The 11,595-nt window shown below is 60.6% G+C and carries 12 protein-coding genes; 2 read left to right on the top strand and 10 right to left on the bottom strand.

Features of this window, described 5'->3' with window-relative positions; all coding sequences use genetic code 11:
- Positions 1 to 1,217: 1,217 nt before the first annotated feature.
- The 7 genes from JWR14_RS15720 to JWR14_RS15690 all read right to left on the bottom strand — a co-directional run bounded on the left by JWR14_RS15720 (position 1,218) and on the right by JWR14_RS15690 (position 6,806).
- Positions 1,218 to 1,562 carry a c-type cytochrome gene (locus JWR14_RS15720; RefSeq protein ID WP_299708299.1) on the bottom strand — a complete coding sequence of 115 codons (345 nt, stop codon included), beginning with the start codon at positions 1,560 to 1,562 and terminating at the stop codon, positions 1,218 to 1,220.
- A 15-nt stretch (positions 1,563 to 1,577) separates the two neighbouring features.
- Positions 1,578 to 1,901 carry a ribbon-helix-helix domain-containing protein gene (locus tag JWR14_RS15715; protein WP_299708297.1) on the bottom strand — a complete coding sequence of 108 codons (324 nt, stop codon included), beginning with the start codon at positions 1,899 to 1,901 and terminating at the stop codon, positions 1,578 to 1,580.
- Positions 1,902 to 1,983: 82 nt separating this feature from the next.
- Entirely contained in the window at positions 1,984 to 3,552 is a 1,569-nt protein-coding gene (locus tag JWR14_RS15710; protein WP_299708295.1) for a GMC family oxidoreductase, read from the bottom strand.
- A gap of 45 nt (positions 3,553 to 3,597) precedes the next feature.
- Positions 3,598 to 4,224 (bottom strand): twin-arginine translocation signal domain-containing protein, encoded by a 627-nt coding sequence (locus tag JWR14_RS15705; protein WP_299708293.1) that lies wholly within the window; start codon positions 4,222 to 4,224, stop codon positions 3,598 to 3,600.
- Between the two features lie 41 nt (positions 4,225 to 4,265).
- On the bottom strand, positions 4,266 to 4,661 hold the full coding sequence (locus JWR14_RS15700) for a VOC family protein (protein WP_299708291.1): 396 nt from the start codon (positions 4,659 to 4,661) through the stop codon (positions 4,266 to 4,268).
- Between the two features lie 176 nt (positions 4,662 to 4,837).
- Positions 4,838 to 5,755: a DMT family transporter gene (locus JWR14_RS15695; RefSeq protein WP_299708289.1), complete on the bottom strand. Its 918-nt coding sequence runs from the start codon at positions 5,753 to 5,755 to the stop codon at positions 4,838 to 4,840.
- A 232-nt stretch (positions 5,756 to 5,987) separates the two neighbouring features.
- Positions 5,988 to 6,806 (bottom strand): SH3 domain-containing protein, encoded by an 819-nt coding sequence (locus tag JWR14_RS15690; RefSeq protein WP_299708287.1) that lies wholly within the window; start codon positions 6,804 to 6,806, stop codon positions 5,988 to 5,990.
- Positions 6,807 to 7,257: 451 nt separating this feature from the next.
- Between JWR14_RS15690 and JWR14_RS15685 the strand changes: the two genes are divergently transcribed.
- Entirely contained in the window at positions 7,258 to 7,794 is a 537-nt protein-coding gene (locus JWR14_RS15685; RefSeq protein ID WP_299708285.1) for a GNAT family N-acetyltransferase, read from the top strand.
- Positions 7,795 to 7,914: 120 nt separating this feature from the next.
- Entirely contained in the window at positions 7,915 to 8,637 is a 723-nt protein-coding gene (locus JWR14_RS15680; protein ID WP_299708283.1) for a GntR family transcriptional regulator, read from the top strand.
- Between the two features lie 38 nt (positions 8,638 to 8,675).
- Here the strand turns inward: JWR14_RS15680 and JWR14_RS15675 are convergent, their stop codons facing one another.
- From JWR14_RS15675 to JWR14_RS15665, 3 genes are all read right to left on the bottom strand, one after another.
- Positions 8,676 to 10,232 (bottom strand): methyl-accepting chemotaxis protein, encoded by a 1,557-nt coding sequence (locus tag JWR14_RS15675; RefSeq protein ID WP_299708281.1) that lies wholly within the window; start codon positions 10,230 to 10,232, stop codon positions 8,676 to 8,678.
- 91 nt (positions 10,233 to 10,323) lie between these two features.
- Entirely contained in the window at positions 10,324 to 11,157 is an 834-nt protein-coding gene (locus JWR14_RS15670; RefSeq protein ID WP_299708279.1) for an amidohydrolase family protein, read from the bottom strand.
- Positions 11,158 to 11,163: 6 nt separating this feature from the next.
- A partial coding sequence (locus JWR14_RS15665) for an MFS transporter (protein WP_299708277.1) occupies positions 11,164 to 11,595 on the bottom strand: 432 nt, incomplete at its 5' end.

Here is an 11,595-nt window from a genome sequence, read left to right as displayed (position 1 = left end):
CGGGGCGGGCGGTGCCTGTCGACGCAATATGTTAACGCGAACACAAGCCTGGAATGGGAATGTACCAAGGGACACCGCTGGCGAGCCGCTCCGGGCAGTGTGAAATACGGTAACTGGTGTGGGATCTGCTTGACAGGACCTGCGTTGACCCTGACCGATATGCAGCGTGTCGCCCGCGAACGGGGTGGTCGGTGCCTGTCTGAGCTGTACGTGAACTCAATAACTCCCTTGGAGTGGGAATGCGCTGAAGGCCATCGCTGGTTCGCGAACCCGAGCAACGTGAGACGTGGAACATGGTGCAGTATTTGTGGGTATAAACGCAGGCGCTTTTCCTTGGCCGATGTCCAGAGTGCTGCGGTGAAACTCGGCGGACGCTGCCTGTCGGAAAAGCGTGTCGACGCCACGTCACCGCTTCTGTTTGAATGTTCTGCGGGACACCGCTGGGAGTCACGGCCCTCCGCTGTCCGGTCCGGAAAATGGTGCGGGCAATGTAGGTATGACCGCCAGCGCGCTCCAATAGAAAAGATGCGTAGCTACGCAGCAAGCCACGGAGGCCAATGCCTGTCGGACGAGTACACCAGCGGGCGCCAGCGATTGCGTTGGCGCTGCGTGAAAGGCCACGAGTGGGAGGCCGCCTCCAGACTTATTCACCGGGGAGCCTGGTGCCCGCAGTGCGCGATCGAACGCGGCCGCACGGGTATCGACCGAATGCATGAAATTGCGGCGGAACATGGAGGCCTGTGCTTGTCGGAGTGCTACGTCAGTTCAACAACGCGCCTGAAGTGGCAATGTGCAAAGGGACACGCCTGGGAAATGTCTTCGTCCTCAGCACAACGGGGGCAGTGGTGCTCTTACTGTAGCGGCACTCGTCATTCGCTTGGCGAGATGCAGGCGCTAGCCCACGCACGCGGTGGGGAATGTGTTTCGGATACTTATGTTGCCGTTCATCGAAATCTGGAGTGGCGATGCGAGAAAGGGCATACGTGGTCGACGAAACCGTTGGTAGTGCTCCGGGGACATTGGTGTCCAGAATGCGCAATACTGGAGCGTAGCCTGAACGAAAATAAGAAGCGCAAGTACCAGCCAGTTGCCCTGCCGGAAAAGAAATAGGTGCGCACGCACCGCAGCAAAGTGCAGGCACCCATGGACGAGGCATGTAGGGACAAATATGAGCAACCCGAAAAGAAGGGCGCGGCGCGCGGGTTTGATGAACTGGCTCAGTGCTCCGGCGCCCCGGCGAGAATCCACGCGATGACGGTACGCAGGTCGGCGTCGCTAATACCGGGGTTCGCCGGCATGGGGACTTCTCCCCAAACGAAAGCCCCGCCATTGCGGACCTTGGCAAACAGCTTGTCGGGCGCCGTAGCGTCGCCGTGATACTTCTTCGCGATCTCTCGATACGCCGGCCCGACGACCTGCGAATCCACGGCATGACAGGAGAGACAGTTGTTCTTCTGCACGATCGACAAGGCAGCTGCCGCGTCCGGGGCGGCATGCGCCGGTATTACAAACGCCACGAACAACACGCAGCAAGACTTTCTCACCCAGGCACGTCCGGTCATCGGTTTTATCATCGGTCAGCCTGTCACCTTGTCAGTCGTCGCCGCTGCCACGTGGCTGCGAAAATCCATTGATGCGTTCGCCCTCAGCCCTTGATATCGAAGACAGGTGACGCGCAGGAACGACGCAAAATTCGTCGTTTCGCCCAAATGCTGCGTGACCTCCTCATGCAACTTCGCGATGAGCTGGTTGGTCGTCATGTCGTTGTCGGCGGCGAGTTCGGACAGCGTCTGCCAGAACAGGTTTTCCAGCCGGATGGTTGTCGTCACGCCGCTGATGCGCACCGAGCGCGCGCGGCATTCATAGAGAATCGGATCGGTTTGAGCGTAGATCCTGCACATGGACAGCTCCTCACAATGAAGAAGGAACCGCCGGGCGGCGGCTCCTGTGACTTCTGCGGTTCGTTTTGCAAGCCTCTGGTTTCTAGATATTACGGCGTTTCATCTGGTCCGCGATGTAATCCGATTGCCGGATTGCCAGCGACACGATTGTCAATGTCGGATTTTCGGCCGCGCTGGTCGTGAACTGACTGCCGTCGGAGATAAACAGGTTCGGCACGTCGAAAGTCTGGCCGTGCTTGTTGCAGACGCCGTCACTCGCTTTCGCGCTCATCCTGCAGGTACCCAGATTATGCGTGGACGGGTAGGGCGGCGTGCGCAGCGTCTTCACTGCGCCTGCCGCTGCATAGATGGCTTCACCTTGCTTGAACGCATGATTGCGCATGGCGATGTCATTCGGATGATCGTCGTAATGGACGTTTGCCACCGGCAACCCGACCTGATCCTTCACGTCATGATTCAGCGTCACACGGTTGGTCTCGCGCGGCATGTCCTCACCGACAATCCACATGCCAGCCGTATTTGCGTAGTTATCCATATAGTAAGTAAAGTCCGATCCCCATGCGCCCGGATCGAAGAAGGCGGCGGCGAACGGCAAACCGAGCGAGATGGTTTCCATTTCATAGCCGCCCGCAAAACCGCGTTTCGGATTGAACGCGGCTTCGTCCGTGACAATACCGGCCATCACCGTGCCTCGATAAAAATGCACCGGTTCCTTGAACACGCCGAACACCGAGCCCGTGGTATGCCGCATGTAATTGCGGCCCACCTGGCCCGAGCTGTTAGCGAGGCCGTCAGGATGCTTCGATGATTCCGAGAGCAATAGCAGGCGCGGCGTTTCTATCGAGTTTCCCGCGACGCAGACCACGCGTGCGCGCTGACGCTGCTGTTTGCCGTCGGCATCCATGTAGACCACGCTGCTGGCCTTGCCGGCAGCATTCGTCTCAATGCGCATCACATGCGATTCCGGCCGCAATTCGAGTCTGCCCGTGGCTTCGCCTGCGGGAATCTCCGTATAGAGCGTTGACCATTTCGCGCCCGACTTGCAGCCCTGGAAGCAGAAGCCGAGCTGCATGCAGCGGCCGCGTCCGGCGCGTGGGCGGCTGTTGATCGCCATGTGGCCGGTACTGCAATTCTTGTAGCCGACCTTCGTCGCGCCGTCGTACAGGATCTTGAAGTTGTTGTTGCCCGGCAGACCCGGAACGCCATTCGTGCGCGTGACGCCCATCTTGTCTTCGGCGCGTGCGTAGTAGGGTTGGAGATCGGCGAGCGTGATCGGCCAGTCGAGCAGGTTCGCCTGATCGATGGAACCATAGGTCGTGCGCGCCTTGAACTCATGCTCATGAAAACGCAGCGATGCGCCCGCCCAATGCGTGGTCGTGCCACCGACCGTCTTGCAGATCCACGCGGGCAGTTCGGGGAAGTCCTTGGCAACGCGCCAGGTACCCGACGTGGTGCGTTTATCGGTCCAGGCGAGTTGCCCGAAGGATTTCCATTCGTCGTTGATGAAGGTGGCTGACGACTGGCGCTTGCCTGCCTCCAGCACGACCACTTTCACCCCTTTCTGACATAACTCGTTCGCCAGCGTCCCGCCGCCCGCGCCCGAACCGACGATCACGACAACGGAGTCGTCGTTGTAGTCGAACTTAGCCATGCTTGCCTCCTCGGCAGTATCAGATGTGCGCCTTTATTTTTGCTATCACGCGACCGGCGGACTTGCGTCGGCGGGCGGATTGGGCAACCAGGTCAGGTCGTTGAAGCCGCGATACACGTAGCCGCCCTTGCTGAACGCTTCGCCTTCGTAGCCGAAATGGGCGAACGCCATTTCATTGTTGTAGAGCGAGGTGACGCACTGGCCACGCACGAGCAGGACGAACGGATCGGTCTGATTCGCTTCGACAATGGCGGTTCGCTGCGCGTCCGACAGGCTTGCTGTGTCGTTCCATTTCCCGGCTGCGGCATCGTTCAGTTTCGCCACGCCGGTCTTGATGACATCGACGGTCTTCGGGTCCGTGGCTTTTGCATCCACGTCCTTGACCGCGAGCGCGTAGACCGCGTCCGGCAGCGTCTTGTGCGGATAGAGGGTGCGCGCGAGCACCATGATCGCGTCGGCCTGGTTCTGATCGATATGGCTGAGTTCCACTGCCCAGGCGCGGCTAGGCGCGAGCAGGGCGATCGGCGTGCCGGCCGCCAGCAAACCAGTCAGCACGACGGAACCTTGGAGGAAGTGCCTGCGGCTCACGCGCGCAGACGGTATAGCCGATATAGCAGGGATCGCGTCGCCGGTCTCGGCTGCGACGATGGCAATGGGGATTGCCTTGGGCATGATTTGTCTCCTTTTATATTGTGTACGGCGCCAACGTCAGTTCATACGTAGTGACCCTCCCTGGATAGCACTTCGATCTTGTAGCCGTCGGGATCGGTGATGAAGAAAAAGCGCGCCGCTATCGCGCCGTTGTGGCTCAGCGATTTCAGGTCGCCGGGTTGCATGCCCTGGCTTAGCAAACGGTCGCGGAATGCTTCGATATCGTCGACGGCGAATGCCACGTGACCGTACCCCGTGCCGTGCGTGTAGGGAGTGGTCGTGCCTTTGTTCAGCGTGAGTTCGATCTCGGCGCCGCTCTCGGGATCGCGGAGATAAACGAGCGTGAAGGATTCGAAGTCAAGGCGATGCGACTCGCGCATGCCAAACGCGTTTTGATAGAACGCAATGGAGCGATCCAGCGATTCAACGCGAATCATGAGATGAAGGAATTTGGTCATGCTGAAACTCGTGTCATAGCGTCGCTTCAGTATGCAACGTTGACAGAAAAGAGGGTAATAGCGGGTTGTTACGGCCGTCTAGTTTCGTCGGGTTAAACACCTAGTAGGAGGGCGTCTCGCTTCGTGACCCTGTGAAAGCACTGGACTCCGGCGCGCCAGCACGATCCGCTTTATCGTCACGTTTTTCGTGGCTTGGGACTTGATATCGACCAGGTTGCAAGCGCCACACCGGCGACGGTAAACACCATCGCTCCCCATGCCAGCGGCGGCATGACTTCATTGAGCAACAACCACGAGAGCACTGCCGCAACCGGTGGAATAAAGAAGAACAATGACGCGATCTTCGACGCCTGCCCCGCGCGAACCAGCGCCAGCAGCAAGGTGATCGCGATCAGCGAGTTGCCAACCACGAGGTATCCAAGCGCAGCCATAAACGTCCCGGACCACTGAACATGAACGTCTTCCAGCAGCAGCGCCAAAGGTGCGCAGAACACAAGGCCAATTGAATACTGGATCAGGTTTGACGTCACCGGATGTTGCGCCACGCCAAACCGCTTTTCATAGAGCAATGCGGCTGTCATTCCAATCAACGCGCCTATGACAAGCAGAAGGCCCCAGACCGAATGCACCGACATACTCGATCTGCTGACAACCACACCGGTCGCGCCAATAAGCCCGAGCATCAGCCCCAGCCATTGCCGGGCGCCCAAGCGTTCGCCGACGAGTCTCGGCGCCAGTGCGGCCACAAGCACAGGCTGCAGCGACACGATGACCGCTGCCACGCCCGCTGACACCCCCGCTTTGAAGGCGAGGTAACTCAAGCCGAAGTAGACGACTTGCACAAGGAAGCCGACCACACACGCATGTCCCCAGGCAGCCCGGCTCTTCGGCAACGCAGGCTTGGTGATGATGAAGAGCGGGATGAGCAGGCAAACGGTGCAGCCATAGCGCAGCGCCAGCAAGGTCAGCGGCGGCGCGTAGCCGACCGCAATCTTTGCTATCGGAAAGCCGCCCGACCAGAGCAGGACAAAAGCCATCTTGGCGGCGAAAGTCTTCAGGCTGGCATGCGGCGATGACGCGTTGGCTTGCAGCATTGTTCCTGGCTCGCGTGTTCTGCGATCCCGCATTGCACGGGCAGCGTTTGTTTGTCGATGCTAACGATTGCTTCAGGCGTCTGCGGAAGCAGGCGCCTGGGCGGGACGATGCCTTTTCAGAACGGGTCATGCTGGCGCAAGTGACGCGAAACGCGTGATGCTTCTGTCGCCGTCCGCCCGTTGCCGGCGACGCAGAGGTGCGCGGTTGCCCGAGGCAGGGGAAAGGTTGCGGCTAACCGTGCTGCTGCTGGTTGTTGCCACCACCTTGCCCACCGCCGTGGCCGCCGCCGTTACCTCCGCCACCGCCCCCACCGCCGCCATGACCACCACCGCCGTTACCCCCTCCGCCGCCATGACTGGGTGGTGGTCCTGAAGGTCGCCCGCCGCCAGGTTGCCCTGGAGGACGACCACCGCCGCCTTGACCTGGAGGCGGCCCTGGAGGCCGGCCACCTGCGCCTTGACCCGGCGGCGGTCCCGGAGGCCGGCCACCTGCGCCATGGCCTGGAGGCGGCCCTGGAGGCCGGCCACCTGCGCCGTGACCCGGTGGCGGTCCGGGAGGACGGCCGCCACCATGACCGGGCGGCGGTCCCGGCGGAGGACGTCCGCCATAACCGGGCGGACGGCCGGGCCCGGGCCGTGGAGGCGGCCGATTCGCCCAGCGTGATTGCTGGTTATACCAAGGACGGCCGCGGTAATAACTGCCCCAGTACGAACCGATAGAAAACGTCACGATAGGCAAACCGATCGTGGTTCCGTAAGTCAGGATCGGTACATTGCCACCTTGATACGGATAGCTGAGACGGCCCGCGTAGACCCAGCCGCGCAAGTTGGGCACCACCACGTCGCACCAGGTGTAGCCGCTGATGCAACCCATGACCGTGACGGGCACGCCGCCCGGCAACTGAGTCACGATCGGATAGTCGCCCGCGGGGCCGGCGCGCATGTTGACCGGGCTGTTCGTGTACGCCTGCTGTTGCGCGAACGTTACTCCGGGCAGCGCCAGCAACCCCGCAAATCCAATACAACCCCATTGAAGCAACTTTTTTCGCATATGGCCTCTCATCGTGGGAGTGCGACTTCCGATGCTTGTCCGTAACCGTCGCAACAACAGAGCTGTCTTCGACCCCGAAATCCCGAAAGCCGGACGGATTAAGCAAGTATGGAGTTCACTCCCCGTGGAGTCTATGCGGGTGAAACCTGTCGGAACAGGAAATTTGGATAAACTTAAATCCGTCCCCGTGGTACTTAGCGCTTGGGGTTCGCTCAACCATCGCCGAGGCGAACCCACCGTTGACGCAAAATGGCGACGACACCTGACATGGCGATTACGCGCCTCACGACGCTGCTTCCCGGGGAATGATTCCGCCACCCACGCGAAGCCGATGGAAGACGCGCTTGCAAACGCCCACGCCGGCAAGCAGAAGAACCGCGCGGCCATGCTGCCCAACTAATAACCCCTGCTGGCGGCGGGAATCGCAACCAACATCAACCAGGGATATTGCATGCTTGTTGGAATACGCGAGGCCACGGTCGAAGACGCAAAGGCGATTGCCACGATCCACGTGGACTCATGGCAGGCGGCGTATCGCGGAATCTTGCCCGAGACGTATCTGGCCAATCTGTCGGTGATGCGGCGGAGGGAGGCATGGCATAACTTCATCGTCTCAGGAAGGCCACGGGTGCTGGTCGCTCACTCCGACGCCGACGATCACACCGACGCAGCGATTCTCGGCTGGGTCGCATTCGGGGACTCCCGGGACGGGGACAAGGACCATCGCTGGGCAGAAGTGGAAACGCTTTATATAGCGCCGGCTTTCTGGCGCAAGGGTATCGGCAAACGACTGATCGATGCCGCGCGACACGCGCTCCAGTCCGCCGGATATACGGACGTCGCCCTATGGGTCTTGCTGGACAACCGGCGCGCGCGTGCCTTTTATAAACGAAGCGGTTTTGTCTGCGATAACTCGAGCAGAGGCGTTCAGCTCGGCGGCAAGTGGCTGACCGAGATTCGATACTGCTGCGCTCTCAGCGAGACATGAGTAACGGCTGAGCAGCGAGAGCAACAGGCCAGCGCCAGCCCCACAGCAACGCAATTTGACGCAACAGAGTACGTGGGGAAGTCATACAATCCTGTGCATGTATTACACCGAAGATTACGCATGCAAGCCGACAACCGACTCCCCCGATACCAACGCCTGCGCGACGAACTTGCGTCAAAAATCGCCGCGCGCCGCTGGCAACCCGGCGAGGCCATTCCCACCGAACAGGAACTTGCCCAGAGCTTTGACCTCGCGGTTGGAACCGTGCGTAAGGCTATTGACCTGCTCGTCGCGGAAGGACTGCTGGAGCGCTACCAAGGGCGTGGCACGTTTGTCCGGCGCGCGAGTTTCGATGGCTCGCTGTTCCGGTTCTTTCGCTTTCAAAGCAAATCCGGCGAGCGCCGAATTCCGAAGAGCCAGATTCTAAAACGCAGTGTGGTGGAGGCGCCGGCCGCTGTCGCCGTCACGCTGCAGATTGCACCCGGCGCCAAAGTGATCCAGATGGCGCGACTACGCCTGATCGAAGACGCGCCTGTGCTGACCGAGGACATCTGGCTGCCGCTCGACCGTTTCGCGGCGTTCGCCGACCTGCCGCTCGACTCCATCGGCGACCTGCTTTATCCGGTCTATGAAGCGAAATGCAATCAGGTGGTGGCATCGGCTACGGAAACGCTCACGGTCGAAGCCGCGAGCGTGAAGCACGCGAAACTGCTGGCCATAGAGAAGGGCACGCCTATCGTGGTGATCGAGCGGCTGGCTTATGGATACGATCGCCATCCGCTCGAATGGCGTCGCTCGCGCGGCCCGGCAAGCCAGTTCCTGTATCAGTCGGAAATCCGCTGAACCAGCCAGCACGGAAGGCTTTTCAAATTACGCTCACGTCACTGGCTCACGCTGAAAATCGCGAGCGCGTCTTTCAGCGACTTCGCCTGATCTTCCAGCGATTGCGCGGCCGCCGCGGCCTCTTCCACCAGCGCCGCGTTCTGCTGCGTGACCCCGTCCATTTGCGTGACCGCGGTAGCGACCTGGCTGATCCCCCGGCTTTGTTCATCAGACGCCGCTGAGATCTCGCTCATGATGGCAGTCACGCGCTGCACGGCTTGCGTGATCTGGGTCATCGTCGCGCCTGCTTCTCCCACGAGCCCAGAGCCCGCGCTCACGCGTGCCGCCGATGTATCGATCAAATCCTTGATCTCTTTTGCCGCACTCGACGAACGTTGCGCGAGGTTCCGCACTTCGCCGGCCACGACCGCAAAACCTCGGCCTTGCTCGCCGGCCCGCGCGGCTTCCACGGCTGCGTTGAGCGCCAGGATGTTGGTCTGGAACGCGATGCCTTCAATGATCGTAATGATGTCCGCGATCTTGGCCGAACTCTGCGAGATATCGGCCATGGTCGAGATCACGTTGTTGACCACCGCGCTCCCGTGACTCGCAATAGTCGACGCGCTCGCGGCAAGCGTAGTCGCCTGACTGGCGTTGTCCGCGTTGCGTTGGACCGTGCCGCTGATCTGCTCCATGCTCGCCGCGGTTTCCTGCAGGGATGCAGCTTGCTGCTCGGTGCGCGCCGACAGGTCGATGTTGCCCGAAGCAATCTCGCCGGCAGCGACGGTAATCGATTCCGCTGAATGGCGAATGTGCCGCACCGTCGTCGCGAGTTCGGTTTGCATGCGGCGCAACGCGCCTTGCAACTGGCCCATTTCGTTGTCGCTTTCCACGATGATCGGCGTACGCAGGTCGCCGCCGGCGATGCGCTCGAAGTCCGCGGCCATCGCCGTGATCGGTTTTACGACCAGACGTGTCAACGCAATCCTCACGGTGATGCCTATCACCAGCGCGAGCAGTGCACAGGCGACCAATACAGTATTCACGAAGTTCGCGGTCGTTTTCGCTGCTTCGAAACGCTGCTGGGCACGCGACGATACGTAACGGAGCAACGGCTGCGAAAGCTGGTCGAACTGGTTATAGAGCGGACTGCTGAACTGCATCTGTATATGTTTGTACGCATCAAAGTCTTTCGCTTCGAGCGCGTCGAACTCCGGCATGATGCCTTTTTGCATCATCGCGGCATGCTTGGCGGCGGCGTCGGTAATGAGCGCCTGCGCATCGCCCGATACAGGCAACGCGGCGAACACATCCCACTGCTTCTGCGATTCGTTGCAATAGTCGTGGGCTGTGGCGAGCTGTTTTGCGGCGACGTCGGCTTTGTTGTCCTCAATCAGGGATTCGTACCGGTTCTTCGCAGAGCGGCAACGCAACAGCAATTCGGAACTGCGGGTCAGCGCAGTGCTTCCCGCCAGGTCGTGCTCGTACATGCCGCTTAGCGCCTGGTTTGCGCGGCCCAGCGAGACGAATGCACAGGTTCCAACAACGAGTACCAACAGGACAAACACGCTTGTCGCAAGGGTCAAGCCTGTCTTGATCGAAAGATTCTTAAACACGGTCCGCTGACCTCATTGATATGAACATATATATGTTTAACGGACTGAGAGCGGCAGACTTGAGGGTTTTTCTTGGCTTCTGATGATTGAGTTAGCGAAAGTGGAAAAGCTCTGTGGGCGTGTCAATCAACACCGCCCGCCGATGTGACGCGTCAGTGACAAGACGACGGAGATCGTCCAGCGCGCGTTGTGGATCGCTGACATGTTCGAACTGCGTATGCGGCCAGTCGCTGCCCCAGAGCAAGCGGTCGGCGCCGAAAGCGGGCAGCAATTTGGACCACGCGGTCGCGCTCGTGGCGAAGGTCGCTTCGGGGTCCCCCGGTTTCGCACTCACCCTATACCCTGCCGACACCTTGACCCACACGCGCCGTGTCTGCCCCAGCAAGAGCAGGTAACCGAAGCCAGGGTCGCTGGTGCCCAGCGCGGGATCGAAACGCCCGAAATGATCGATCACGATCCGCACGCCGCTTGCCAGCAGCGCGGGCGTCACCTGGAACAGGCGGCCGGCGTCGATCTGCATTTCAAGGTGCCAGTCGAGCGCGACCATGCGCGACAGAAGCGCGGTCCAGTGTTGATCAGTGAAATCGGGAAGTTGGGCGCCGATCAGGTTCGCGCGGATTCCCACGACACCCCGCGCATGCCAGTCGTCGATATAACTCAGGGCGTTCACCGGATCAGCCATGACGACCCCGCGCAACTGCTGCGGGTACGCGTCGAGACAGGCGAGCAGATAGCTGTTGTCGAAGCCGAGGAAGCTGGGCTGGATCAGCACGCCGTGCGACATCCCGATACTGCGGAGCATAGCCAGGTAATGCTCGAGCGTGGCGTCGTAGGCCGGTGCATAACGCCGGCCAGGTGTAAGCGGCAAGTCCCGCGTGAAAACGTGGGCGTGCGAATCTATAGCGGTGACGAAACTATCAGTCATAACGAGTTACGCCGGCACGTCTTCGGCTAGCGTGCGCCCGCGCGTTTCCGGCAGCATCATCACGCTGACGGCGACGATTGCATACGCGAAAACCGCGTCCACGCCGATCGCGAATCCGAGCGAATACTGTGCGGCCAGATGTCCGACCATCACGGGGAATCCCGCCGACACGACACGCCCGAAGTTGTAGCAAAAGCCTACGCCCGTCCCGCGCGTCCCGCGTGGATAGAGTTCGTTGAACAGCGCGCCCATGCTGGCCGGAATGCCGGCGGCGAAAAAGCCGAGTGGGAAGCCGAGCGCCAACATTGCGTGATTGGAGAGCGGCACGAACAGATAAACGATGACCGTGCCCACGCAGCATACGGAGAACAGCAGGATGGTCTGACGGCGCCCGATGCGGTCGAGCAACTGCGACGCGGCCAGGCAGCCGAAGAAAAA

Source organism: Caballeronia sp., assembly GCF_028292365.1.
Taxonomy (GTDB): domain Bacteria; phylum Pseudomonadota; class Gammaproteobacteria; order Burkholderiales; family Burkholderiaceae; genus Caballeronia.
Note: the sequence above shows the minus strand (reverse complement) of the source record. Positions and strands in the feature narration are given on the sequence as shown.

Bases quoted from the DNA above. Each gene is read 5' to 3' on its own strand.
- JWR14_RS15720 (WP_299708299.1), bottom strand. From the start codon at position 1,562: ATGACCGGACGTGCCTGGGTGAGAAAGTCTTGCTGCGTGTTGTTCGTG.
- JWR14_RS15715 (WP_299708297.1), bottom strand. From the start codon at position 1,901: ATGTGCAGGATCTACGCTCAAACCGATCCGATTCTCTATGAATGCCGC.
- JWR14_RS15710 (WP_299708295.1), bottom strand. From the start codon at position 3,552: ATGGCTAAGTTCGACTACAACGACGACTCCGTTGTCGTGATCGTCGGT.
- JWR14_RS15705 (WP_299708293.1), bottom strand. From the start codon at position 4,224: ATGCCCAAGGCAATCCCCATTGCCATCGTCGCAGCCGAGACCGGCGAC.
- JWR14_RS15700 (WP_299708291.1), bottom strand. From the start codon at position 4,661: ATGACCAAATTCCTTCATCTCATGATTCGCGTTGAATCGCTGGATCGC.
- JWR14_RS15695 (WP_299708289.1), bottom strand. From the start codon at position 5,755: ATGCTGCAAGCCAACGCGTCATCGCCGCATGCCAGCCTGAAGACTTTC.
- JWR14_RS15690 (WP_299708287.1), bottom strand. From the start codon at position 6,806: ATGCGAAAAAAGTTGCTTCAATGGGGTTGTATTGGATTTGCGGGGTTG.
- JWR14_RS15685 (WP_299708285.1), top strand. From the start codon at position 7,258: ATGCTTGTTGGAATACGCGAGGCCACGGTCGAAGACGCAAAGGCGATT.
- JWR14_RS15680 (WP_299708283.1), top strand. From the start codon at position 7,915: ATGCAAGCCGACAACCGACTCCCCCGATACCAACGCCTGCGCGACGAA.
- JWR14_RS15670 (WP_299708279.1), bottom strand. From the start codon at position 11,157: ATGACTGATAGTTTCGTCACCGCTATAGATTCGCACGCCCACGTTTTC.